Consider the following 23,753-nt stretch of genomic DNA (forward strand, 5'->3'; position numbering starts at 1 on the left):
GGCGGCTCAGGCCATCTCGAAACGGATCGGCAGGCGCTTGGGCCCGTTGACGAAGACCCCTTCGCTCATCGCCGGCGTCCCGCCCAGCTCCACGGACTTCAGCCGCGGGATCAGTTCCTCCCACAGGATGCGCATTTCCATCTTGGCCAGGTGCTGGCCCAGGCACAGGTGCGCGCCGTAGCCGAAGGCCAGGTGCTTGTTGGGCTTGCGGTCGACCCGGAATTCATCGGGCGCCTCGAACACCGTCTCGTCGCGGTTGCCCGAGGCGTAGCAGAGCATCAGCCAGTCGTTCTGCTTCATCGACCGGCCGGCGAATTCGGTGTCGGCCGTGACCGTGCGCATGAAGGTCTTCACCGGGGTGGTCCAGCGGATCGATTCGTCCACCAGCCCCGGGATCAGCGACAGGTCGGCCTGCAGCTTGCGGAACTCCGCCGGCCGGTCGGCCAGCGCCCACATGGCGCCGGCGGTGGACGAGGAGGTGGTGTCGTGCCCGGCGGTGGCGACGATGATGTAATAGCTCATCGCCTCCAGGTCGGAGATCGGCTGGCCGTCGATCAGGCTGTTGGCGATCACCGAGGCCAGGTCGTCCGTCGGGTTCGCCCGCCGCGCCTCCGACAACGCCCGGAAATAGTTCGAGAAGTCGGCGATCACGCTGAAGTCGATGTTTTGCGCCGTCGCCTCGGCGACCGTGCGCGGCGCCCCCTCGCGGCTCAGTTCCGGATCGGATGCCCCGAACAGCTCCTGCGTGAGCTTCAGCATCCGCGGCTCGTCGCTCTCCGGCACCCCAAGGATGGTCATGATCACATGCAGCGGAAAGTGCAGCGCCACCTCGTTGACGAAGTCGCAGGTCCCTCCCGACGCCGCCATCCTGTCCACCGAGGCCCGTGCGATCACCCGGATCCGGTCCTCCAGTGTCTTCACGTTCTGCGGCATGAACCACGCCTGGGTCAGCGCCCGATATTTATGATGATCGGGGGCGTCCATGTGGATCAGGGTGCGCAGGAGGTGCGGGCTGCCGCCCATCATCGCGCGGACATGCTGGTCCACCGCCTGGCTGGTCAGGGTCGGCGAGCGGTCGCCGTTGTGGAACAGGTCGTTCTGGCGGCTGATCTCCAGGATGTCGGCGTGCTTCGTCGCGACCCAGAAGGGATCGATACCCGCGATCTTGGCGATCCCGAGCGGTTCGTTGGCGCGCAGCCAGCGATAGGTGTCGTGAATTCGTCCGTCGGCGTAGGCCGCGGGGGTCGCCAAATTGTCGGCGTGCGCCTGCGGTATGCGGTGGTCAGCGGCGGTCATCACGCTCATTGGCCAATTCGCCGCCCGGCTGACGCAAGGTCATACAAGACGGGCCCCTCCAATTGTTCCTATCGTGCGACTTGATACCCCCAACGTGACGCTCCGCAAGCAGGAACGCGCCACAACCAGAGGGAGTGATGCCGGCATGCTCACCAAGGGCGACGATTTCCCGATCCACCAGACGCCGGAGCCGATCGCCTACTCAGGGTCGGACCGGAATTTCTACGACCGCTATTTCTTCAACGCCTATGCGCCGGACGGCTCGGCCTTCGCGGCCGTCGCCTATGGGGTCTACCCGGCGCTGAACGTGGCCGACGCCCACATCGCCATCGTCAAGGACGGCAAGGAGCGCTGCCTGCACGCCTCGCGGATCCTGGGGCTGGAGCGGATGGACCTGAGCGTGGGGCCGATCGGCATCGAGGTGCTGGAACCGCTGCAGAAGCTGAAGGTGACCGTGGCGAAGACCGAGGGGATCGCCGGCGAGCTGACCTTTGAGGGTCGCGCCTTTCCGATCGAGGAGCCGCGGTTCGTCCGCCGCAACGGGCCGCGGCTGTTCATGGACTACACCCGCCTGACCCAGAACGTCCGGGTCTCGGGCTGGCTGGAGGTCGACGGCGAGCGGATCGAGGTGAAGGGCTGGGTCGGCACGCGCGACCGGTCATGGGGCATCCGGCCGGTCGGCGCCCCCGATCCGCAACCGACGCCGGGCGGCGGGATCGCCGGCTTCTTCTGGCAGTGGGCGCCGCTGAATTTCACCGACCGCAGCGTCTATTTCCACGTCAACGCCGATCCCGATGGCAAGCCCTGGAACACCCGCGCGGTGATCCTTCCCGATGGCGCCGGGCCCGAGGGCGGCTTCCACTGCGACGCGCCCAGCATGGAGGTGGAGCTGATCCCGGGCACGCGGCATGCGAAGTCGGCGGTACTGACCATCCCGTTGAACCAGGGCGCGGCGACGGTGAAGATCGAGCCCGGCCCCACCTTCCTGATGCGCGGCATCGGCTATGGCGGCGATTGGCGGCACGGCGGGCTGAGGGGCGAACTGGCCGTGGCCCGCGAGGACATCGACAGCGCCAATTTCGACCCCGCCGACCTGGGCAACCTGCACATCCAGGCGATCAGCAAGGTCACCCTGTCCACCCCGGGCGAGGACGACCAGGTCGGCGTCGGCGTGTTCGAGCAGCTGATCCTGGGGCCGTACCGGCCGCTGGGGCTGTAGCGGCGCGTGGCCAGGGTCAGGCCCCGGCCGCGGTCAGGGCCTGCTCCAGGTCGGCGATGATGTCGTCGACATGCTCGATGCCGATCGACAGACGCACATAGCCGGGCGTGACGCCGGTGGCGGCCTGCTCCTGCGGGGTGAGCTGGGAGTGCGTGGTCGAGCCCGGGTGGATGGCCAGGCTGCGGGCGTCGCCGATATTGGCCACGTGGTAGAACAGCTGCAGGGCGTTGATGAACCGCCGTCCGGCCTCGATCCCGCCGGCGAGCTCGAAACCCACCAGCCCGCCGTGGCCGCCGGCCAGGTAGCGGTCGGCGCGCGCCTTGGTCTCTCCGGACTGCTGGGACGGATGGATGACCCGGGTGACGCCGGCGCGGCCCGCCAGGCGCTTCGCCACGGCCGAGGCGTTGGCGCAGTGTCGCTCCATCCGCAGCGCCAGCGTTTCCATCCCCTGGAGAATCTGGAAGGCGTTGAACGGCGAAAGCGCCGCGCCCAGGTCGCGCAGCAGGATCACCCGCGCGCGCAGGATATAGGCGATCGGCCCCAGCGGCTTCACCGCCTGGGTCCAGACCGCACCGTGATAGGAGGCATCGGGCGTGTTCAGCAGGGGCTGGCGCTCGGCGTGCGCCTCCCAGTCGAAGTCGCCGCCGTCGACGATCAGGCCGCCGATCGAGGTGCCGTGGCCGCCGAGGTACTTGGTGGCCGAGTAGACGACGATGGCGGCGCCATGATCGAATGGCCGGCACAGCAGCGGTGCGGCGGTATTGTCCATGATCAGCGGAATGCCCAGTTCACGGCCGATAGTCGCCACGGGGGCGATGGGGAACACCTCCAGCTTCGGGTTGGGCAGGGTTTCGGCGTAGTAGGCTCGGGTGCGGTGGTCGGTGGCCCTGCGGAAGGCCTCCGGGTCGGTCGGGTCCACGAACCGAACCTCGATACCCTGGTCCTTCAGGGTATTGGCGAACAGGTTCCAGGTGCCGCCGTAGAGGTCGGTCGAGCTGACGATGTTGTCGCCGGCGCGCGCCAGGTTCTGCACCGCGAAGGCCGACGCCGCCTGTCCGGACGCCACCGCAAGCGCGCCGACCCCGCCCTCGATCGCGGCGATCCGCTTCTCCAGCACATCCGTCGTGGGGTTCATGATCCGGGTGTAGATGTTGCCCAGCTCGGCCAGGGCGAACAGCGCGGACGCATGCTCGGTGTCCCGGAACTGGTACGAGGTGGTCTGGTAGATCGGCACCGCCACCGCGCCTGTGCTTGGGTCGGCGCGCCAGCCCGCGTGGACGAGCAGGGTCTCGGGGCGCAGGGCGGCGGCGGACATCGGCGGCGTTCCTTGTTTCGATCTTTGCGGCGACACTAAACCGTCAACCGCTTGCGCCAAACAGCGGCTTCGGCCCAACGCAAGTAGTGTCGTGCCTACGGACTGCGCCGAACCGTCGTGACGCCGGACGCCAGCCTGCTAATGGGGCGTGCCGTGGCCGAAGACACGGACCAGGCGGGCCGCGGCCGGGAGCATCAGCGCGCCCAGCAGGGCCGGGAAGATGAACAGGATCAGCGGCACCGTCAGCTTGGCCGACAGGCCCAGGGCCTTCTCCTCCGCCCGCAGCATCCGCTTTGACCGCATGTCGGCGGAGAACACCGACAGGGTCTCGCCCAGGCTGGTGCCCATCTCCTCGGCCTGGCGCAGCATGGTGGCGAGCGCGCGGGCGTCGTCGATGCCCAGGCGGTCGGCGAAGGCGGACCAGGCGTCCTTGCGGGCCCGGCCGGCGCGCAGTTCCAGCACCAGGAAGCGCAGGTGGACGGTCAGGTTGGGGTAGCGGCGCTCCAGTTCCTCGGTGACCCGGGTCACGGCGGCGTCCAGCGACAGGCCGGCCTCCACCGAGGCGACCAGCAGGTCGAGCAGGTCGGGGAAGCCGTCGGAATATTCCCGCTCGCGGAAGCTCTTGCGGCGCTTCAGCACGACGTCGGGGCCGTAGAGGGCGACCAGGGACACGCCTACCGCGACGCCCAGGGCGACCATGTTGCCGCCCTTGTGGCTGATCATCGCCGGCAGGGTCAGGATCACGCCGACAGTGGCGACCGCCAGGGCCACGGCCTTGACGCCCAGGAAGATCACCGGCGCCTCGCGGGCGTAGAAGCCGGCCTGCATCAGGCGCGAGCGCAACTGGGAGACCTTGGCCGGATCGCGCACCGCGCTCTGCTGTCCCAGGCGGCGCACGGTGGAGAGCATCTGGCCGGAGAGCCCGCCGCCGGACTTGTCGGCCGTTCGCCCGCCCCCGGTGGCCACGCCGGCCAGGCGGCTGCGGCGCAGGGTGCGGACCCGCAGCTCCATCACCCCCATCCAGCTCAGCCCGCCCAGCGCGCCCACGGTGAGCACCAGGCCGGCGATGTAGATCACGGTTTCGAGGGAGAGCGCGCCCATCCTACAGCCTCATGTCGATCATGCGGCGCATGATCAGGTTACCGAGGAAGATCCAGAACCCCATGCCGGCCAGGCCGTACTTGACCAGCGGCTCGTTGATCACGTCGCCGTAGAAGTGCGGCGAGATCACCACGATCATGGTCACGGCCAGGAAGGGCGCGGAGGTCAGGATCATCGCCGAGGCGCGGCCTTCGGACGACGCCGCCTTGATCTTCAGCCGCATCTTGTGCCGCTCGCGGATGGTCGAGGCGTTGAGCTTCAGCAGGCCGGTGAGATTGCCGCCGGTCTTCTCCTGCAGGCGCACGGTGGCCGCGAACAGGTCCAGGTCGGGGTGGCGGCAGCGCTCGGCCATCCGCTCGACGGCCTGTTCCAGGGTGGCGCCATAGGCGATCTCGTCGGCGGCCATGCCGAACTCGGTGCCGACCGGATCGGCCATCTCGCGGCCCACCAGGGCCACGGCGCCGGGCACCGGGTGGCCGGCCTCCAGCGAGCGGACGATCACCTCCAGGGCCTGCGGCAGCTGCTGGCCCAGCGCGGCGGATCGCCGGCCGGCCTTGAACTTCAGCACGCCCAGGGGCAGCAGAATGCCGCCGAACACCGCGCCGCCGACGAAGCCCAGCGGCATGTGGCTGAGGATGCCCCCGCCGGCGCTGCCCAGGGCCGCCGCCGCGGCCACGTAGAACAGCCACTTCTTCTGGTCGTAGGGCAGGCCGGAGGCGATGATCAGGTCGGAGAGCCAGCGCAGCCGCCGCGCCCGCCCGCCGGACGCGGAAAGCCCGCGCTGCTTGCGCAGCTCCACCACCAGGGCCGAGATGCCCTCGACCTTGTTGGCCACCGTCAGGCGGCGGTTGACCTTCTTCTTCGTCGTGGCGACCGACAGCAGGCCGCTCAGTCCCTGGGCGGCCGCGAACACCGCGGCCCCGATCAGGATCATCACGATCAGCTTGGCGTCGATGGCGAGGCCGTACATCAGAGCGCTCTCGAGGGGTCGAAGTTGGCGGTGTCGTAGGGGATGCCCCGGCGGATCATCTCGTCCAGGCAGCGGGGCCGCAGGCCGGTGGCGCGGAACTCGCCGAACACCTCGCCATCGGGCCCGGTGTGGGTGCGGTTGAACAGGAAGATGTCCTGCATCTGCACGACATTGCCCTCCATGCCGGTGATCTCGGTGACGTGGGTCACCTTCCGTTTCCCGTCCGAGAGACGCATGACCTGCACGACGAGGCCGACGGCGGCGGCGATCTGGCCGCGCACGGCGTCGGCGCCGATCTGCAGGCCGCCCATGGCGACCATCTGTTCCAGGCGGCTGATGGCCTCGCGCGGGTTGTTGGAGTGTATGGTGGCCATCGAGCCTTCGTGGCCGGTGTTCATGGCCTGCAGCATGTCGAAGGCTTCTTCGGAGCGGACCTCGCCCAGAATCACCCGGTCGGGACGCATCCGCAGCGCATTCTTGACCAGCTCGCGCTGACGGATCTCGCCCTTGCCCTCGATGTTCGGCGGCCGGGTTTCCAGGCGCACGACGTGCGGCTGCTGCAATTGCAGCTCGGCGGCGTCCTCGATGGTGATCAGGCGCTCGCCGGGCGGGATCGCCGCGGACAGGGCGTTGAGCAGGGTGGTCTTGCCCGAGCCGGTGCCGCCGGAGATCACGGTGGAGACCCGGCTCCTGACGGCGCCAAACAGGAAGTCCGACATCGCCTGGGGCATGGCGCCGAACTCGACCAGCTTTTCCAGCGTCAGCGGCTTCTTGGAGAATTTGCGGATCGAGACCGAGCAGCCGTCGATGGCGATCGGCGGAATGGCGGCGTTGACCCGGCTGCCGTCCTGCAGGCGGGCGTCGACCATGGGCTGGCTCTCGTCGATCCGGCGGCCGACGCCGGCGACGATGCGATTGACGATCCGCAGCAGGTGGTCGTTATCGCGGAAGCGGATGGCGGTGAGCTCCAGCTCGCCGCGCCGCTCGATATAGACCTGGAAGGGGCCGTTGATCAGGATATCGTTGATCGAGTCATCCTTCAGCAGGGGCTCGATCGGCCCCAGCCCGACCATCTCGTCGTAGATCGAGGCGCCCAGCGCCTCCAGCTCTTTGGTGTTGAGCGCCATGCGCTCGTCACGGGCGAACTCGGTGACCTGCTGCAGGACCTGGCGGCGAAGTTCCGTCTCGTCCAGCTTGTCCAGCTTGGCCAGGTCCAGCTCGTCGATCAGCCGGGTGTGCAGGCGCAGGCGCAGGTCGAGGCTGGCGTCCCGGGCCGGTCCGGGCTTGGACTTGGTCTCGACCCGCGCGGCCGGCGTCGAGACGACGGCGGGGGCCGGGGCCGGCGCCTGCGGGGCTGGCGTCGCCGAGCGGGAGAGGCTGAAGCGGGCCATCCTACTCCGCGCCCTTCGTGAGCTTCGCAGGATTGGCGACGCGACCTGCGAGGCCTTGGCGCAGCGGGTCCATCAGGCGGCCTTCGGCGAGGCTTCGCGCCGCGGCGGCTGCGACGCCAGGCGCTCGACCAGCAGCTGGACGTCCTTGACGATCTTCGACTTCGGCCGGTGCTGGGCGATCGGGCCGCCCAGGTTCGCTGACGCCGCGGCGGCCTCCCAGTCGGAGCTGATCCCGGCCTCGGCCTTGCGCTGCAGCGCCTTCTCGGCCTCGACCATGGACGGCGCGGGGCCGAACATGCGGGCCGCCAGCCGGTTCAGCACGATGCGCGGGCGCAGGCCGGTGCCCAGGCCCTGCTCGATCTCGTCGGAATAGGCGCGGGCGGCCAGCAGAGCCGGGACGGTGAGCTCGGAGATCACCACCACCTCGTCGCAGCCGGCCAGCACCTCCAGGGTCCACGGCCGGCGGTGGCGCGGCACGTCCAGGATCACCCAGTCGTAGCACTCGCAGGTCACCTCCAGCAGGCGCAGCACCGCGTCGCGCCCGACGGCGTCGAAGGCGCTCGGATCGCGGACGCCGGCCATCAGGTCGAGGCCCTTGGACACCGGGGTCACGAAGGCCTGCAGCATGGCCGCGTCGATGCGGTCGGCGGCGGCCCCGAAGTCGGCCAGCCTCAGGGTGGGCGTGGCGCCGAGGTAGGCGGCCGCCGCGCCATCGGCCAGGTTCAGGTCCACCAGGCAGACGCTGTGGTCCTTGCCGGAGGCCGAGGCCAGGGCATGGGCGATCTCGATGGTGATGGTCGTGGCGCCCGCGCCGCCGACCGCGCCGGTGACGGCCCAGCAGCGCGACGCGCCTGCGGCCTCCTGCGCGGTCGCCGGCAGCGCCTCGGCCAGCAGGGCCTGGACGGCGGCCACCAGCTGCTCCGGCGCGAACGGCGCCTCGAGGATGTCGGCGGCCTCCAGCCGCAGCACATTGCGCACCAGGCCAGGCGTGAGATTAGCCCCCAGCACCAGCAGCGGCGGCGCGGGATTGAGCGCCGCCAGCGCCTTGACTGCGGCGGCCACGGCGGCCGCCTCCAGGGCGTCGGCGTCGACGATGACCAGGTCGCAGGCGCCCGGGACCAGCTGCTCCACCTGCGCGACCGCCCCCATCTCCATCGCCACGCCCAACAGGGGGCCTTCGCCGAGCGCGCCCAGGGCCGAGCCCAGGGCCAGGACGCGGCATCCCTTCAAGGAGACAGGCGGCGACGCCGGCTTGGTACGCGACATACTGACTACCTCTTCGACGCCGGAATGGGGTCGCCGGGCTTGATGTTCTTGTCGAGCGCCTTGCCGAACAGAAGGAAGTCCTTGGTGCTCGGCTCCTTGCCGGGGATGGCGTCGAGCTTGGGCGTGTCGCGGTCGGCGGCGGTGGCCAGCCGTGGCGTGACGATGATCAGCAACTCGCTCTCCGAGCGCTTCCAGCGAGCGGAGCGGAACAGGGCCCCCAGCACCGGCAGGTCGCCGGCCCAGGGCGTCTGGTCGGCGTCGGTCTGGAAGCCGCGCTGGAACAGGCCCGCCATGGCGAAGGTGTCGCCGGGCTTCAGCTCCAGGGTCGTGGACGCGCGGCGCACGATCAGCGCCGGCACGGTGACGCCAAGCACGGTCAGCGAGTTGTTCGGGTCGAGCTGGCTGACCTCGGGCTCGACGGCCAGGCGGATCCAGCCGTTGTCCTGCACGGTGGGCGTGAAGTTCAGCTTCACGCCATAGGGGCGGAACTGGATGGCGATGGTGTTGCGGTCCTGCGGCACCGGGAACGGGAACTCGCCGCCGGCCAGGAAACTGGCCTTCTCGCCCGAGATCGCCACCAGGTTCGGCCGCGCCAGGGTGCGGATCATGCCGCGGGTCTCCAGCGCGCCCAGGGCGGTGTCGATGGTGGTGTTGCCCGAGCCGCCGTGGGTGCTCAGCAGGCTGTTGGGCGGGGCAAGGCCGATCAGGCCCGAGCCACTGGCCAGGGACAGCGACCGGTTGAAGACGTTGAAGTTGAAGCCGATGTCCTGCAGCGCATTGCGGCTGGCCTCGACGATGCGGACCTCCAGGATCACCTGTTGGGAATTGCGCACGGTCAGGCGCGAGATCACCCCGTCCGGCGCATATTTGTTGGCGATCTTCTCCATGCCGGCCTGCACGCCGGTGTTGGAGACGTCGCCGCTCAGCATCAGCACCTCGCCCAGGTTCTTCACCTGCACCGGCTCGGTGGGATAGGCCGCGGTGAGGTCCTGCTGCAGGCCGTCGCTGTCGAAGCCGACGCGGACGTCGATCACTTCGGAGAGCTGGCCGCCCTTTCCGTAGACCAGCATGTTGGTGGAGCCGAACTCCATCCCCTGGACATAGAAGCTGGAGTCCGAGGTGGCGGTGACCTTGGCGATCTCCGGCTGGGCAATGACGATCTTGCCGGCCGGGCCCGGCAGGCGGAACGACAGCGACTTGTCGCGCGGCACATGGATCACCCGGCGGACCACCGGCTCGCTGGTCATGGTCTGGGCGCGGGCAGGGGCCGCGGGCGCCGTCAGGGCGGCGGCCATGCCAAGGACGAGCAGCGCGCTCAGCGCCGTGCGGGACATCGTGGACAGGATGCGCATGGGGTCAGCCGATCGCAGCGACGCCGGCCGCGGCGGGCAGGGTGGAGGCGGCGCCGGCCGCGGCGTTGATCTTCGGCGCGGCGATGAGCGGCGCGGCCGCCTGGCGGGCGCTGCCGTGCTTGGCCGAGGCGCCCTCGACGATGAGGATGGCGGAGTAGGTCCGCGCCGGGCCGCCCCGCACCACGGCGCGGATCGGGCCGGGGGCACGGACGCCGCCGCCCAGGAAATCGGCGGTGCGCATCGGCGGGGCGGCGCCGATCTCGGCGGCGCCGGACTTGCGCAGCGCCAGCGACAGGGTGCCGAGGGTGGAGGCCACCGACAGCTTCTGGGAGTCCTCCACCGAGACCTCGACGGTGGCGGTGTTGGGGCTGGCGGGCTTCTCGGAGGTGGGGTCGGCGTTCAGGTCGATGCCGAGCACGCGGGCGTTCTGGACCACGATGTAGGAGATGTAGCTGCGCTCGGGCCCTTGGGGCGTCAGGTCGCGCAGCAGCACCACGTCGACGCGGTCGCCGGGCAGGGCGTGGCCGCCGACCCCGGTGGCGTCCGTGACCTTGAAGGCATAGGCGCGCATCCCGTCGGCGATCTCGGCGGCGACGGTCGGCCGCGACCCGGGGCCGGAGATCTTGGTGGTCAGCACCGCCTCATGCTGGGCGAGCGGGACCAGCACCACGGGCGGGCCGCCGTGGTCGGCGCCCAGCAGCTGGCCGATGGCGGTGAAGGCCCCCTGGGGGATGGCGTTTTCGGGCGCCTTGATGACGCTGAGCATGCCCGGACCCAGCTTCTCGCCGTACTTGATCGGCCGTGAGGCGACGACCATCGGCGAGCCCGTCATCTGGCGCGGGGCCACGGCCGCCTTCGCGGCCGAGGCGTTCGGCAGGGCGATCTTGGCGACGAACAGCGCGCCAAGACCAAGCACCGCTGAGGCCGCAAGACTGACGATGGTGACGACGCGCATGAGCTGACCCGGCCAACAATTCTCTTGTTATCTCGGCACGTTAACGACGTCGGCCTTGCCACATCGCCAACAAGCTTGGTGAACGTGCGGGTAGTGATTGTGAAGATCGCGGCTATGGGCTGGCGCGAGGGTCCGCTCCGCGGCTAGGTTCGCGCCGAAAAACGCGAACGGGACACCGCGATATGAAGGTCAGACGCCTCGGAAATTCCGGCCTGAAGGTCAGCGTGGTGGGCCTGGGCTGCAACAACTTCGGCATGCGGATCGACGCCGCCCAGACCCAGGGCGTGGTCGACGCGGCCATCGACGCGGGCATCACCCTGTTCGACACCGCCGACATCTACGGCGGTACGAAGTCCGAGGAATTCCTGGGCCAGGTGCTGGGCAAGCGTCGCCACGAGATCGTGCTCGCCACCAAGTTCGGCATGGCGATCGGCGGCGATCCGAAGAAGCGCGGCGGGTCGCGAAAGTGGATCATGACCGCCGTCGAGGACAGCCTGCGCCGCCTGCAGACCGACTACATCGACCTCTACCAGCACCACCAGCCGGACGCCGACACCCCGGTCGACGAGACCCTGCGGGCGCTGGACGACCTGGTGACCCAGGGCAAGGTCCGCTACCTCGGCTGTTCGAACTATACGGGATGGCAGATCGCCGACGCCGACTGGACGGCCGCCGGGCAGAGCCGGTTCGTCTCCGCCCAGAACCTGTATTCGCTGCTGGAGCGTGGCGTTGAGGCCGAGGTGCTGCCGGCCTGCGACCATTTCGGCCTGGGCTTCCTGCCGTTCTTCCCCCTGGCGTCGGGCCTGCTCAGCGGCAAGTACAAGCGCGGCGAGCCGCCGCCCGAGGGCACCCGCCTGGCCGCCTGGGGCGCCCGCGGCGCCCAGGCGATGAGCGACGCCAACTTCGACAAGGTGGAGCCGTTGCAGGCCTGGGCCGCCGAGCGCGGTCACACCCTGCTGGACCTGGCCTTCGCCTGGCTGCTGGGCCACGCCGCAGTCAGCTCGGTGATCGCCGGGGCGACCACGCCGGAGCAGGTGAACACCAACGCCGCGACGGCCGCCTGGGCCCTGTCGCCCGAAGACGTGGACGAGGTCGGCAAGCTGGCGGCCTGACTTTCCCTCCCTTAATGGGGAGGGACAGACCGCGGAGCGGTCAGGGTGGGGGAGTCTGGATCAAGCTCCCACGCCCGGTTCCGGCCCACAGTTCCCCACCCTGCTCGCCTGCGGCGAGCTGTCCCTCCCCATTAAGGGAGGGAAGGAGTCTTGAATGTACGACCTTCTGAAGGGCCTGCGCGTGGTGGAGGGGTCGGCCTTCGTGGCCGCGCCGACCTGCGGCCTCTATCTGGCGCAGATGGGCGCCGAGGTGATCCGGTTCGACAACATCGGCGGCGGGCCCGACTTCCGCCGCTGGCCGTTGGCGGAGAACGGGGCGAGCCTCTACTGGGAGGGGCTGAACAAGGCCAAGAAGTCGGTGGCCATCGACCTGGGACGGCCGGAAGGGCGCGAGATCGCCCAGCGGCTGGCGGCGGCGCCGGGCGAGAATGGCGGCCTGTTCGTGACCAACTTCCCAGTCGAGGGGTTCCTGTCCTACGAGGCGCTGAGGAAGCTCCGCGACGACCTGATCTGCGTGCGGGTGATGGGCTGGGCCGACGGGTCGCAGGGCATGGACTACACGATCAACTCCGCCCTGGGCCTGCCGCTGATGACCGGGCCCGCCGACGACGCGCGGCCGGTGAACCATGTCCTGGCGGCCTGGGACCTGCTGACCGGCGCCTGGTGCGCCTTCGCCCTGGTGACGGCGCTGCTGGCGCGGATGCGCGGGCAGGGCGGACGTGAGATCCGCGCGCCGCTGTCCGATATCGGGGCGGCGACCATGGCCAACCTGGGCTTCGCCGCCGAGACCCTGTTCGCCGGCCATCAGCGGCCGCGCATGGGCAACGACATCTTCGGCGCCTTCGGCCGCGATTTCACGACCCGGGACGGCGAGAAGCTGATGCTGCTGGCGATCACGCCCAAGCAGTGGAGCAAGGCCCTGGAGGCGCTGGGCATCGCCGCACCAGTGGCGGCGGTCGAGGCCGAGCTCGGCGTCTCCTTCGCCACCGACGAGGGTCTGCGGTTCACCCATCGCCACCGGCTCTACCCGCTGTTCGAGCGCGCCTTCGCGGCCCGCACCGCCGCCGAACTCGGCCCCGCCTTCGACGCCGGCGGCGTCACCTGGGGGGCGTACCAGCCGCTGGAGGCGGCGCTGGACGACCCGCGCCTCTACAAGGACAATCCGGTGTTTCAGGCCATCCGCCACCCCAGCGGCCTGACCTATCCGGCGCCGGGGTCGATGGGCACCATCCCGCAGGACGTGCGCGGCGACGCCCGCCCGGCGCCCAGGCTGGGCCAGCACACCGACGAGGTGCTGGCGCAGGTGCTGGGGATGAGCGGCGCCGAGATCGCCAGGCTGCATGACGCAGGCGTGGTGGCGGGGGCCAACCCCTAGCTGGGCGTCAGCTTCACCAGCACCACGCCCTCGGTGACCTGGGCGCCCAGCTCGACCGACACGGTGTCCACCGTCCCTTCGAACGGCGCGGCCAGGGCATGCTCCATCTTCATGGCCTCCAGGGTCAGCAGAGGCTGGCCCTTAGCGACCTGGTCGCCCGCCGCCACCGACAGCTGGGTGACCTTGCCCGGCATCGGCGCGCGGATCGAGCCGTCGCCGGCCGCGCCGCCATCGCCGTCGGCGCTCGGCGGATGGTCGCGGAACACGAAGGCCTCGCCGCCCTCGAACACCACCACCTCATCGTCGGCGACCCTATGGATCATCCGCGTCGGCTCGTCGGCCAGTTCGACCTCGACGGCGGTGTCGCCCAGGAACAGGTGGGCGGTCCGGGCCGGCGGGGCGTTTAGTCGGAAGCCCTTCAGCTCCACCCACGGCGACGGGTCGAGGTCGGTGGCGATCGCCTCGCGGAAGGCCCAGCCGGCGGTGGCCCGGGCCTCGGGCGAGGGCTCTGCGGCGGCAGTCAGCGCGTCGAGGTCGCGGCCGATCAGGCCGGTGTCGACGGCGCCGGCGATGAAGTCGGGGGTCTCCAGGCAGCGGACCAGGAACCCGGCGTTGGTCTTCACCGGCCAGACCTCGACCTCGGCGCAGGCCTCGGCCAGGTCGGCGATCGCCTGCTCGCGGGTCGGCGCGTGGGCGATCAGCTTGGCGATCATCGGGTCGTAGAACGGGCTTATCGCGTCGCCCTCCTCGACGCCGGTGTCGGCGCGGACGTTCTCCGGCAGGCTGAAGTGGGTGAGCGGCCCGATCGAGGGCAGGAAGCCCGTGGCGGGGGTCTCGGCATAGAGCCGCGCCTCGACCGCGTGGCCGGTCAGGACGATCTGGTCCTGGCTCAGCGGCAGCGGCTCGCCGGCGGCGACGCGGAACTGCCATTCCACCAAATCAAGACCCGTGACCATCTCGGTCACGGGATGCTCCACCTGCAGCCGGGTGTTCATCTCCATGAACCAGATGCGGTCGCCGCGCAGGCCGGCCGAGGCGTCGGCGATGAACTCCACTGTGCCGGCCCCGACATAGCCCACGGCCTGGGCGGCCTTGACGGCGGCCGATGTGACGGCGGCGCGGGCCTCGTTGGTCATGCCTGGGGCGGGGGCCTCCTCGATCACCTTCTGGTGGCGGCGCTGCAGGGAGCAGTCGCGCTCGTAGAGGTGGACGACGTTCCCATGGCTGTCGCCGAACACCTGCACCTCGATGTGGCGCGGACGGGTGACATAGGTCTCCAGCAGCACCCGGTCGTCGCCGAATGACGCCGCGGCCTCGCGCCGGCACGACGCCAGGGCCGCGGCGAAGGCCTCCGGACTTTCCACGAGGCGCATGCCCTTGCCGCCGCCCCCGGCCACGGCCTTGATCAGCACCGGGAAGCCGATGCGGCCGGCCTCCGCCGCCACGGTCGCCTCGTCCTGCCGCTCGCCCAGATAGCCCGGCGTCACCGGCACGCCGGCCTTGGCCATCAGCGCCTTGGCGGCGTCCTTCAGGCCCATGGCGCGGATGGCGGCCGGCGGCGGGCCGATCCAGATCAGTCCGGCGGCGGCCACCGCCTCGGCGAAGTCGGCGTTTTCCGAGAGGAAGCCATAGCCCGGGTGGATCGCCTCCGCGCCGCTGGCCTGGGCGGCGGCGATGATCCTGGCCGGGACCAGGTAGCTCTCGCGCGCCGGGGCCGGGCCGATCGACACCGCCTTGTCGGCGTCGCGCACATGGGCGGCTTCGGCGTCGGCCTCGGAGAACACGGCGACGGTCTCGATGCCGAGCCGCCGCGCGGTGGCGAACACCCGCCGCGCGATCTCTCCACGATTGGCGACCAGGACGGAGCGGAACATCACAACCGCTCCCGCGCCGCAGGCGCTGTTTGTTGAACCGCAGAAAACGCAGAAGGGATGGCGCGAAGCCCGGGCGTCCGCCTCCCGCGTTCCTCTGCGTTTTCTGCGGTTGAATCTTGTTGGCGCAGACGCGCCAGGAGTCTGCCCATGACGCCGCTCACATCCGGAACACGCCGAAGCGTGTCTCCGGAATCGGCGCGTTCAGGGCGGCGGAGATGGAGAGGCCCAGGACATCGCGGGTCTGGGCCGGGTCGATGATGCCGTCGTCCCAGAGGCGCGCGGTGGCGAAGTAGGGGTTGCCTTCGTCCTCGTAGCGTTGGCGGACCGGGGCCTTGAAGGCCTCCTCTTCCGCCGGGGTCCACTTGTCGGCGTCGCGGTGTACGGTGGCCAGCACGCTGGCCGCCTGCTCTCCGCCCATCACGCTGATGCGGCTGTTGGGCCAGGTCCACAGGAAGCGCGGGGAATAGGCGCGGCCGCACATGCCGTAGTTGCCGGCCCCGAACGAGCCGCCGATCAGGACGGTGAACTTCGGGACCTCGGCCGAGGCGACGGCGGCGACCAGCTTGGCCCCGTCCTTGGCGATGCCGCCGGCCTCGTACTTGCCGCCGACCATGAAGCCGGAGATGTTCTGCAGGAACACCAGCGGGATCTTCCGCTGGCAGGCCAGCTCGATGAAGTGGGCTCCCTTCAGCGCGCTCTCCGAGAACAGCACCCCGTTGTTGGCCAGGATGGCGACCGGATAGCCCCAGATGCGCGCGAACCCGCAGACCAGGGTGGCGCCGTAGAGCGCCTTGAACTCGTCGAACCGCGAGCCGTCCACCACCCGGGCGATCACCTCGCGCACATCATAGGGCGCGCGCACGTCGGTGGGGACGACGCCGTAGAGCTCCTGCGGATCGAAGGCCGGCGGCTCGGGCTCGGCCATCGTCAGCTCGACGTGCTTGGTGGTGTTCAGGTTGGCCACGATGCGGCGCACGATGGTCAGCGCATGCTCGTCGTCCTCGGCCACATGGTCGACCACGCCTGAGCGGCGGCCGTGGGTGTCGGCCCCGCCCAGCTCCTCGGCGCTGATGATCTCGCCGGTGGCGGCCTTCACCAGCGGCGGACCGCCCAGGAAGATCGTCCCCTGGCCGCGCACGATTATGGTCTCGTCGCTCATCGCCGGCACGTAGGCGCCGCCGGCGGTGCAGGAGCCCATGACGCAGGCGATCTGGGCGATGCCCTGCCCGCTCATCCTGGCCTGGTTGTAGAAGATCCGCCCGAAGTGGTCGCGGTCGGGGAACACCTCGGCCTGGTGCGGCAGGTTCGCGCCGCCTGAGTCCACCAGATAGACGCAGGGTAGGCGGTTCTGCAGGGCGATCTCCTGGGCGCGGAGATGCTTCTTCACGGTCAGCGGAAAATAGGCCCCGCCCTTCACCGTGGCGTCGTTGGCGATGATCAGCACCTCGCGGCCAGACACCCGGCCGATGCCGGTGATCACCACGGCGGCCGGCGCCTCGTCGTCGTAGAGCCCGTTGGCGGTGAGCGACCCGACCTCCAGGAACGGCGCGCCGGGGTCCAGCAGCCGCATCACCCGGTCACGCGGCAGCAGCTTGCCGCGCGAAACATGCCGCTGGCGGCTGCCCTCCGGCCCGCCCAGGGCGGCCTGCCCGGCGCGCTCGCGCAGCTCATCGACCAGGGCGTGGTTGACCTTGGCATTGGCGGCGAAGGCGGCGCCCGACACGTCGAGCGCGCTGGAGAGTTTCCTCATGTCGCGGCCTAGGCCGTGGTTTCCAGGACGAGGTCAAGTTCGGCGATCATGGTCTCGCGCATGGCGAATTTCTGCACCTTTCCGGTAATGGTGGTGGGGAAGCCTTCCACGAAACGGATGTGCCGTGGAATCTTATAGTGGGCGATCTGGCCGCGGCAGAAGTCGCGGACCGCCTCGGCCTGCAGCCCCGCGCCCGACTTCAGCACGATCCAGGCGCAGAGCTCCTCGCCATATTTCGGGTCGGGCACGCCGATCACCTGCACGTCCTGGATGGCGGGGTGCCGGTAAAGGAACTCCTCGATCTCGCGCGGATAGACGTTCTCGCCGCCGCGGATGACCATGTCCTTGATCCGGCCGACGATGTTGCAGCAGCCGGCGTCGTCGATCACGCCCAGGTCGCCGGTGTGCATCCAGCCGGCGGGGTCCAGCGCCGCGGCAGTCCGCTCGGGATCGTCCCAGTAGCCCAGCATGACGGAATAGCCGCGGGTGCAGAGCTCGCCCGAGGCGCCGCGCGGCACGATGCGGCCGGCCTCGTCGACCACCTTCACCTCCAGGTGCGGCTGGATGCGCCCGACCGTGGCGACCCGGACCTCTAGGCTGTCGTCGGCGCCCGACTGGAAGCTGACCGGCGAGGTCTCGGTCATGCCGTAGGCGATGGTCACCTCGGGCATGTGCATGCGGTCGATCACCTGGCGCATCACCTCGACCGGACAGGGCGAGCCGGCCATGATCCCGCTGCGGAGCGAGGTCAGGTCGAAGCGGGCGAACTCGGCATGGGCCAGGATGGCGATGAACATCGTCGGCACCCCATAGAGCGCCTCGCAGGCCTCGTCCGACACCGCCTTGAGCACCGCCAGCGGGTCGAAGCCCTCGGACGGATAGACCATGGTCGCGCCATGGCTGACGCAACCCAGGTTGCCCATCACCATGCCGAAGCAGTGATACATCGGCACCGGGATGCAGACCTTCTCGCCGGCCTTGAGCCGGATGGCCTCGGCGACGAAGAAGCCGTTGTTGAGGATGTTGTGGTGGCTGAGCGTGGCGCCCTTCGGGAAGCCGGTGGTGCCGCTGGTGAACTGGATGTTGACCGGGTCGTCGAACTGCAGCGTCGGGCCGATCTCCACCAGGCGAGCGCGGTCGGCGCGCTTGGCGGTGTTGGAGATGTGCGGAAAGCTCTGGCAGCCGCGATGCGGGTCGTCGCCGATGGTGATCACCGCCTCCACGGTCGGCAGCCGTCCGGCCTCACGCAGCTCGCGGACCATGGCCAGGTATTCGCTGGACCGGTGCCGCACGGCGATCACCAGGGCTTTGCAGCCGACCTTGTTGATCGCGTAGTCGGCCTCCGACAGGCGATAGGCGGGGTTGATGTTGACCAGAATCAGCCCGGCCTTGGCGGTGGCGAACTGGGTGATCGCCCATTCGGCGCAGTTGGGCGCCCAGATGCCGAGCCGGTCCCCGGGCTCCAGGCCCAGCGCTAGCAGCCCGGCGGCGAAGGCGTCGACCCGGTCCTTCAGCTCGGCATAGGTCCAGCGGATGCCCTGGTGGCAGGATATCAGCGCCACCCGGCCGGCATGCTCGGCGCAGGTCCGGTCGAATAGGTCCCCGATGGTCAGGCCAAGCAGCGGCTGCGTACTGGCGCCATGCACATAGCTGAGCTCCGCCATTCTGCGCCTCCACGTGTTTTCCGCATGGTGACCCCCACCCCCCTCTGTGTCATCCCGGTTTCGCGGCACGCGAAGACCGGGACCCGCGACCGGGCTCCGTCGGTACTCGCCATTCGAGCGCCGAGCCTGATCGGGGGTCCCGCTCTTTCGCCGGTGGCGAAAACCGGGATGACAGGGGTGGTGGATGCTAGGCTTACGCCGGTGCGCGTGGCAGAGATGCGGCCGTGAGCCAGGAAACCTTCCCCGAGATTCGTGAGGCTGTGCGCCGGCTGTGCGCGCGGTTCCCCGGCGCCTATTGGCGCGCGCTGGATCGGGAGCGGGCCTATCCGACGGCGTTCGTCGCCGCCCTGACCGAGGCCGGGTTCCTGTCGGTGCTGATCCCCGAGGAATATGGCGGCTCGGGCCTGGGGCTGGCGGCCGGCGCGGCGGTGTTGGAGGAAATCCACCGCTCGGGCTGCAACGGCGGCGCCTGCCACGCCCAGATGTACACCATGGGCACCCTGTTGCGGCACGGGACGGCGACGCAGAAAGAGGCCTACCTGCCGAAGGTGGCGACCGGGGAGCTGCGGCTGCAGGCCTTTGGCGTCACCGAGCCGGACGCCGGCACCGACACCACGCGGATCACCACCTTCGCCCGCAAGGACGGCGACAAGTACCTCGTCAACGGCCGCAAGCTGTGGATCAGCCGGGCGGAGCACTCCGACCTGATGGTGCTGCTCTGCCGCACCACGCCGCGCGACCAGGCGAAGAAGCCGTCGGACGGGATGAGCGTGCTGCTGGTGGATATGCGGACGGCGGTGGGCGCCGGCCTGACCATCACGCCGGTCCGCACCATGCTGAACCACGCCACCACGGAGCTACTGTTCGAGGATCTGGAGGTCCCGGCGGAGAACCTGATCGGCGTCGAGGGGCAGGGGTTCAAATACATCCTGGACGGCATGAACGCCGAGCGGATCCTGATCGCCGCCGAGTGCATCGGCGACGCCAGGTTCTTCATCGACCGGGCCAGCCAGTACGCCAAGGACCGCGTGGTGTTCGGCCGGCCGATCGGCGAGAACCAGGGCGTCCAGTTCCCACTGGCCCGCGCCTACGTCCAGATGACCTCGGCCAGCCTGATGGTCGACAAGGCCTCGGCGATGTTCGAGGCGGGCGAGCCCTGCGGCACCGAGGCCAACATGGCCAAGCTCGTGGCCTCCGAGGCCAGCTGGTTCGCCGCCGACATGTGCCTGCAGACCCACGGCGGCTTCGGCTTCGCCGAGGAGTACGATATCGAGCGCAAGTTCCGCGAGACCCGGCTCTACCAGGTGGCCCCGATCTCCACGAACCTCATCCTCAGCCATGTGGCGACCCACGTGCTGGGCCAGCCCAAATCCTTCTGACCCGGGGCGTTGCCGATGGCCTATGAGACGATCAAGGTGACCGAGCCACTGGCCGGCGTCACAGTCATCAGTTTCGCCCGGCCCGAGGTCGCCAACGCGCTCTCCACCCAGATGGGCCGCGAGCTGCTGGACGTCTGGAGCCAGCTGCGCGCCGACCCGGCGCTGCGCTGCGTGATCCTGGCCGGCGAGGGCCGCCACTTCCAGGCCGGCGCGGACCTCAAGGAACGCAACGGGATGAGCGATGAGGCCTGGGCCGAGCAGCATCGGCTGTTCGAGGCCATGATCCGCGCCCAGCTGGCCTGTCCCGTCCCGATCATCGCCGCCGTGCATGGCGCGGCCATGGGTGGCGGTTGCGAGATGAGCCTGGCCTGCGACTTCACCTACGCCGCCGACGGCGCGCGGTTCGGGCTGCCCGAGGCCGGCCTGGGGATCATGCCGGGCCTGGGCGGGACGCAGCTGCTGACCCGCGCGGTGGGGCCCAGGCGGGCGCTGGAGCTGCTGACCACGGCGGCGCCGTTCACCGCCGCGCAAGCGCTGGAGTATGGTCTCGTCAGCGGTGTCGTGCCGGCCGAGGCGCTGATGGATACGGTGCTGGTGGTGGCTGCCCAGATCGCCAGCCGCGCGCCGCTGTCGGTGCGCGGGCTAAAGCGGGTGGTGCACGGCGGCCAGGACCTGGACCTGAAGCAGGCCATGGACCTGGAGCTCACCGTCTACAACCAGCTGTTCACCACGCAGGACCGCCGCGAAGGCGTGGCCAGTTTCAACGAAAAGCGCTCACCGGCTTTCGAGGGCCGGTGAGCCTCGTCTGACGTTAGGTCGCCGCGCGGATCACCCGGCGCGAACGGCGCAGCGCGCCGCCCATGCCGGCGAAGCCGAGCAGCATCAGGGCCCACGCCGCCGGTTCCGGAACCGCGCCGGTTCCCGGACCCACCGTGAGGTCCCAGTTGGTCACGTCCTGGATCGAATAGGACAGGCCCGTGCCGCCGGTGAAGCCGAAGTATACCTGCGGGCCGAGGCTGCGGAGGTGGAAGGTCCGGCTGTCGGCAAGGGTCAGCCCGGTCGTGTGGTTGAAGGCCGAATAGCTCAGGTTCGTGCCGTCATAGGCCACCGTCACGTCCACCAGGTCGTCCTGGTCGCCGAGGTTGAAGTTGTGGATCGGCCCGCCGGTGATGCCGCCGTTGCGGAAGAACGACACGCGGTTGTTATCCCAGCTCTGGAACCCGATGCCGATGTTGCTGGCGAGGCCGTTCGCGCCGACCCCGCCGCCGCCGCCGCCCACGGCCATGGCGCCGTTCGGGTCGTTCTGGATGATGAAGGTGAGCCCGTCAGCCAAGGGGCTGAAGCCGGTGTTGGTCATCGAGAAGGTGAAGCTGCTCGTGAACGTCAGGTAGGAGTTGAAGGCGGTACTGATGTAGGCGCTGCCTGCCTCGCCGATGTTCGAATTGGGGTCCATCGGATCCCCCAGGTTCGACCCGTCGGTCAGCCGCAGGGCTGTTGGCGTCGCCGTGGCGGAGCCGTTTACCTGCAGGGTGCTGAAGTCGATGGCCGCAGCCTGAGCCGAAGACCCGATGCACAATAGTGCAACGACCGCGCCAAACGCGGCGAGTTTGTGAGAATACATGCCATGGACCCCTGTTGAATTCCAACTGGGTCGGGCCTGGGTCCGTGTCACCGGCCTGACCGATGCGCACCCTCTTCCTGAAATCCTTGACGCGCAAGGACAGTCGCCTGCGGGGCGAGTGTGGCCAGCCGGGACGTGTGGAGGGCCTGAGACCGGCGTGGGTGAAACGACCCCGTAGCCCCACGCCGCGCCAGCGCTTAGCCTTGGGTCGAAAGCCTTCCGGAGCCCGCCATGATCCGACGCGGCATGCCCTATCTGCAGCCTCGCCTCGAACCCGCCAGCGCTGAGACCGAGCAACTCGAGCGCGAGGGCTACACGATCGTCCGCGGCCTGCTGGAGGCCGCGGCAGTGGCCGAGCTGTGCCAGGAGATCGCCGGCGTCTTCGAGCGCGACCCGCCGGACGATCGCGGACCCCGCCCGCAGGAAGACGCGGCGATGTTCCGCTACGCGATGCTGAACCGCAGCCCCGCGGCGCAGCGCGCGGTCGCCAATCCTCGCCTCCTGTCGGTGATCGAGCCCCTGCTGGGCGAGGACTGCCACGTGATCGCCAACACCGCCTGGCGCAATCCGGCCGGCCATCCCGGCAGCCATGGCGGCCAGAACTGGCACATCGACGCCGGGCCGCATGTCCCGCTGCCGGAGGGCGTCCGCTGGCCGGCGGACATTCCGCACCCGGTGTTCGCCCTGGGCGTCCACATCTACCTGATAGACTGCGCCATCGAGGACGGGCCCACCGGCGTCATCCCCGGCAGCCACCTCTCAGGCCGCCCGCCGCCGCCCGGCCGCCATCTGGATGACGATCTGGCGCACGAGGGACGGGGCGTGACGCCGCTCCTCGTCAAGGCGGGGGATGCCGGCCTGTTCGTCTCGGACATCTGGCATCGGCGCATGCCCACCCGCGACGGCGACCACGGCCGCTTCTTCCTGCAGGTCCACTACGGCCGACGCGACATCGCCCAGAGAATTCTGCCGACCGCCGAGGTCAACCATCTCTCGCCGGAGGCCATCGCGCGCGCCCAGAGCGGCAGCGAACGCGAGCGCCGCGTCGTCGGCCTGCACCCGGCGTTCTTCTACGACGGGTGAACGGCCCCGCTATCCTTAACCCTTAAGCCGTCGTTAACCTTTAAGATGAGTGGTCGACCCACGGTCTCCCCCTGCAGGCGAACGGTGTTGCGGTTGCGGCCAGGCCGTTACAAATGGCTAGCATCGTGACGTGTGGGGGGAGGGCGCCCCGCAATCACATTGGGGGATGCTGACATGGTGCGGATTTTGAGGGCGCTTGGCGCCGCAGTGACGCTGGCTGGCCTGATGGCGCTGCCGGCCGTGGCCTCGGCGGCGGCAGTGACCGTTCTCGACACCTACTACGGCGGCTTGAACAGCTACAACGACGCGCCGCCGGTCTCAGGGGACGTGATCGGCTCGGCCACCTTCGATATCCAGTCGGCGGTGTTCCAACGCATCGGCGCGGGCGGCAACACCCTGCGCGTAACGATCAACACCAACTACGCGGGCGCGCCGGAAGCCGGCGCCTCGCTTGGCACCGGCTACGGCGACCTGTTCATCACGCCCGGGGTCAATGCCTGGACCCCGCAAGGCTCCGGTCCGTACTACGATACGGACACCTATCAGCCGGGCGACTGGGCCTATGCGTTCGAGATGCCGTTCAATCCGGGCGCCGGCAACACCACCGGGGCTGGAACGCTCTACGACACGCTCGGCGGCGCGATCGTCCAGTCGAACGTCGGCGGTGTGTTCACGGGGCCCTATTTCCGCAACTTCCAGGCGGTGCGCTTCACCGACGGCGGCGCCATCGCGCCCGTGGCGACGGGCGCGTGGACGGTCGGCGCCAACAAGGTGGTCTTCGACATCAACGACAACCATCTGCTGGGCGACAACTTCGCGTTCTCCTGGGCGATGACCTGCGCCAACGACGTGATCCAGGGCAATGTGGGCCTCGTGCCGGAGCCGGCCTCGTGGGCGCTGATGCTCCTGGGCTTCGCCGCGGTCGGCGCCGCCGTGCGCCGCCGCAGGGTGACCGCGTCGGCCTGACCCGACCGCTGTTCGGTTTCAGGAGGGCGGGGGCCAAAAGCCTCCGCCCTTTTTTGCGTCCGCG

General features: G+C 69.6%; 19 protein-coding genes. 7 read left to right on the forward strand and 12 right to left on the reverse strand.

Going from position 1 to position 23,753, the window contains the following annotated elements; genetic code table 11:
- Positions 1-6: 6 nt before the first annotated feature.
- Entirely contained in the window at positions 7-1,296 is a 1,290-nt protein-coding gene (locus Q0R13_RS01375) for a cytochrome P450 (protein WP_293898333.1), read from the reverse strand.
- A 145-nt stretch (positions 1,297-1,441) separates the two neighbouring features.
- Here Q0R13_RS01375 and Q0R13_RS01380 point away from each other — a divergent pair, with 145 nt between their 5' ends.
- On the forward strand, positions 1,442-2,515 hold the full coding sequence (locus Q0R13_RS01380) for a hypothetical protein (protein ID WP_293898336.1): 1,074 nt from the start codon (positions 1,442-1,444) through the stop codon (positions 2,513-2,515).
- 16 nt (positions 2,516-2,531) lie between these two features.
- Here the strand turns inward: Q0R13_RS01380 and Q0R13_RS01385 are convergent, their stop codons facing one another.
- From Q0R13_RS01385 to cpaB, 7 genes are all read right to left on the reverse strand, one after another.
- Positions 2,532-3,830: a PLP-dependent transferase gene (locus tag Q0R13_RS01385; protein WP_293898339.1), complete on the reverse strand. Its 1,299-nt coding sequence runs from the start codon at positions 3,828-3,830 to the stop codon at positions 2,532-2,534.
- A 138-nt stretch (positions 3,831-3,968) separates the two neighbouring features.
- Complete coding sequence (locus tag Q0R13_RS01390) at positions 3,969-4,931, reverse strand: type II secretion system F family protein (protein ID WP_293898342.1); 963 nt, start codon at positions 4,929-4,931, stop codon at positions 3,969-3,971.
- A 1-nt stretch (position 4,932) separates the two neighbouring features.
- Complete coding sequence (locus Q0R13_RS01395) at positions 4,933-5,901, reverse strand: type II secretion system F family protein (RefSeq protein WP_293898345.1); 969 nt, start codon at positions 5,899-5,901, stop codon at positions 4,933-4,935.
- Entirely contained in the window at positions 5,901-7,292 is a 1,392-nt protein-coding gene (locus Q0R13_RS01400; RefSeq protein ID WP_293898348.1) for a CpaF family protein, read from the reverse strand. Before Q0R13_RS01400 ends, Q0R13_RS01395 begins: the two co-directional genes overlap by 1 nt.
- A gap of 72 nt (positions 7,293-7,364) precedes the next feature.
- Complete coding sequence (locus tag Q0R13_RS01405) at positions 7,365-8,558, reverse strand: cellulose synthase operon protein YhjQ/BcsQ (protein ID WP_293898351.1); 1,194 nt, start codon at positions 8,556-8,558, stop codon at positions 7,365-7,367.
- A gap of 5 nt (positions 8,559-8,563) precedes the next feature.
- Positions 8,564-9,910, reverse strand: a complete 1,347-nt coding sequence (locus Q0R13_RS01410; protein WP_293898354.1) for a type II and III secretion system protein family protein — start codon at positions 9,908-9,910, stop codon at positions 8,564-8,566.
- Positions 9,911-9,914: 4 nt separating this feature from the next.
- The gene (gene cpaB / locus Q0R13_RS01415) at positions 9,915-10,865 is read right to left on the reverse strand and encodes a Flp pilus assembly protein CpaB (protein WP_293898358.1); all 951 of its coding nucleotides are present in this window, start codon (positions 10,863-10,865) and stop codon (positions 9,915-9,917) included.
- Positions 10,866-11,047: 182 nt separating this feature from the next.
- Between cpaB and Q0R13_RS01420 the strand changes: the two genes are divergently transcribed.
- Complete coding sequence (locus Q0R13_RS01420; RefSeq protein WP_293898361.1) at positions 11,048-11,977, forward strand: aldo/keto reductase; 930 nt, start codon at positions 11,048-11,050, stop codon at positions 11,975-11,977.
- A gap of 154 nt (positions 11,978-12,131) precedes the next feature.
- Entirely contained in the window at positions 12,132-13,352 is a 1,221-nt protein-coding gene (locus Q0R13_RS01425) for a CoA transferase (RefSeq protein WP_293898364.1), read from the forward strand.
- Here Q0R13_RS01425 and Q0R13_RS01430 read toward each other — a convergent pair.
- The 3 genes from Q0R13_RS01430 to Q0R13_RS01440 form a co-directional block, all read right to left on the reverse strand.
- Complete coding sequence (locus Q0R13_RS01430; protein WP_293898367.1) at positions 13,349-15,226, reverse strand: acetyl/propionyl/methylcrotonyl-CoA carboxylase subunit alpha; 1,878 nt, start codon at positions 15,224-15,226, stop codon at positions 13,349-13,351. The two genes, Q0R13_RS01425 and Q0R13_RS01430, sit on opposite strands and share 4 nt — an antisense overlap.
- 157 nt (positions 15,227-15,383) lie before the next feature.
- Positions 15,384-16,976, reverse strand: a complete 1,593-nt coding sequence (locus Q0R13_RS01435) for a carboxyl transferase domain-containing protein (RefSeq protein WP_293898370.1) — start codon at positions 16,974-16,976, stop codon at positions 15,384-15,386.
- Between the two features lie 8 nt (positions 16,977-16,984).
- Positions 16,985-18,640 (reverse strand): AMP-binding protein, encoded by a 1,656-nt coding sequence (locus tag Q0R13_RS01440; RefSeq protein ID WP_293898373.1) that lies wholly within the window; start codon positions 18,638-18,640, stop codon positions 16,985-16,987.
- Positions 18,641-18,864: 224 nt separating this feature from the next.
- On the opposite strand from Q0R13_RS01440, the gene Q0R13_RS01445 reads away from it, so the two are divergent.
- Complete coding sequence (locus Q0R13_RS01445) at positions 18,865-20,019, forward strand: acyl-CoA dehydrogenase family protein (protein ID WP_293898377.1); 1,155 nt, start codon at positions 18,865-18,867, stop codon at positions 20,017-20,019.
- A gap of 15 nt (positions 20,020-20,034) precedes the next feature.
- Positions 20,035-20,817, forward strand: coding sequence for an enoyl-CoA hydratase-related protein (locus tag Q0R13_RS01450; protein WP_293898379.1), 783 nt, complete (start codon positions 20,035-20,037; stop codon positions 20,815-20,817).
- Positions 20,818-20,830: 13 nt separating this feature from the next.
- Here Q0R13_RS01450 and Q0R13_RS01455 read toward each other — a convergent pair whose 3' ends face one another.
- Entirely contained in the window at positions 20,831-21,640 is an 810-nt protein-coding gene (locus Q0R13_RS01455; RefSeq protein WP_293898381.1) for a PEPxxWA-CTERM sorting domain-containing protein, read from the reverse strand.
- A gap of 231 nt (positions 21,641-21,871) precedes the next feature.
- On the opposite strand from Q0R13_RS01455, the gene Q0R13_RS01460 reads away from it, so the two are divergent.
- Together Q0R13_RS01460 and Q0R13_RS01465 are read left to right on the forward strand one after the other, a co-directional pair.
- Entirely contained in the window at positions 21,872-22,723 is an 852-nt protein-coding gene (locus tag Q0R13_RS01460; RefSeq protein ID WP_293898384.1) for a phytanoyl-CoA dioxygenase family protein, read from the forward strand.
- Positions 22,724-22,897: 174 nt separating this feature from the next.
- Positions 22,898-23,689: a PEPxxWA-CTERM sorting domain-containing protein gene (locus Q0R13_RS01465; protein ID WP_293898386.1), complete on the forward strand. Its 792-nt coding sequence runs from the start codon at positions 22,898-22,900 to the stop codon at positions 23,687-23,689.
- The last annotated feature ends 64 nt before the right edge of the window (positions 23,690-23,753 follow it).

The organism is Phenylobacterium sp., from assembly GCF_025351295.1.
In the GTDB taxonomy this organism is placed as follows: Bacteria; Pseudomonadota; Alphaproteobacteria; order Caulobacterales; family Caulobacteraceae; genus Phenylobacterium.

What these genes read in the sequence shown, in the direction of transcription:
- Q0R13_RS01375 (WP_293898333.1), bottom strand. Translation starts at nt 1,296, where the DNA reads ATGACCGCCGCTGACCACCGCATACCGCAGGCGCACGCCGACAATTTG.
- Q0R13_RS01380 (WP_293898336.1), top strand. Translation starts at nt 1,442, where the DNA reads ATGCTCACCAAGGGCGACGATTTCCCGATCCACCAGACGCCGGAGCCG.
- Q0R13_RS01385 (WP_293898339.1), bottom strand. Translation starts at nt 3,830, where the DNA reads ATGTCCGCCGCCGCCCTGCGCCCCGAGACCCTGCTCGTCCACGCGGGC.
- Q0R13_RS01390 (WP_293898342.1), bottom strand. Translation starts at nt 4,931, where the DNA reads ATGGGCGCGCTCTCCCTCGAAACCGTGATCTACATCGCCGGCCTGGTG.
- Q0R13_RS01395 (WP_293898345.1), bottom strand. Translation starts at nt 5,901, where the DNA reads ATGTACGGCCTCGCCATCGACGCCAAGCTGATCGTGATGATCCTGATC.
- Q0R13_RS01400 (WP_293898348.1), bottom strand. Translation starts at nt 7,292, where the DNA reads ATGGCCCGCTTCAGCCTCTCCCGCTCGGCGACGCCAGCCCCGCAGGCG.
- Q0R13_RS01405 (WP_293898351.1), bottom strand. Translation starts at nt 8,558, where the DNA reads ATGTCGCGTACCAAGCCGGCGTCGCCGCCTGTCTCCTTGAAGGGATGC.
- Q0R13_RS01410 (WP_293898354.1), bottom strand. Translation starts at nt 9,910, where the DNA reads ATGCGCATCCTGTCCACGATGTCCCGCACGGCGCTGAGCGCGCTGCTC.
- cpaB (WP_293898358.1), bottom strand. Translation starts at nt 10,865, where the DNA reads ATGCGCGTCGTCACCATCGTCAGTCTTGCGGCCTCAGCGGTGCTTGGT.
- Q0R13_RS01420 (WP_293898361.1), top strand. Translation starts at nt 11,048, where the DNA reads ATGAAGGTCAGACGCCTCGGAAATTCCGGCCTGAAGGTCAGCGTGGTG.
- Q0R13_RS01425 (WP_293898364.1), top strand. Translation starts at nt 12,132, where the DNA reads ATGTACGACCTTCTGAAGGGCCTGCGCGTGGTGGAGGGGTCGGCCTTC.
- Q0R13_RS01430 (WP_293898367.1), bottom strand. Translation starts at nt 15,226, where the DNA reads ATGTTCCGCTCCGTCCTGGTCGCCAATCGTGGAGAGATCGCGCGGCGG.
- Q0R13_RS01435 (WP_293898370.1), bottom strand. Translation starts at nt 16,976, where the DNA reads ATGAGGAAACTCTCCAGCGCGCTCGACGTGTCGGGCGCCGCCTTCGCC.
- Q0R13_RS01440 (WP_293898373.1), bottom strand. Translation starts at nt 18,640, where the DNA reads ATGGCGGAGCTCAGCTATGTGCATGGCGCCAGTACGCAGCCGCTGCTT.
- Q0R13_RS01450 (WP_293898379.1), top strand. Translation starts at nt 20,035, where the DNA reads ATGGCCTATGAGACGATCAAGGTGACCGAGCCACTGGCCGGCGTCACA.
- Q0R13_RS01455 (WP_293898381.1), bottom strand. Translation starts at nt 21,640, where the DNA reads ATGTATTCTCACAAACTCGCCGCGTTTGGCGCGGTCGTTGCACTATTG.
- Q0R13_RS01460 (WP_293898384.1), top strand. Translation starts at nt 21,872, where the DNA reads ATGATCCGACGCGGCATGCCCTATCTGCAGCCTCGCCTCGAACCCGCC.
- Q0R13_RS01465 (WP_293898386.1), top strand. Translation starts at nt 22,898, where the DNA reads ATGGTGCGGATTTTGAGGGCGCTTGGCGCCGCAGTGACGCTGGCTGGC.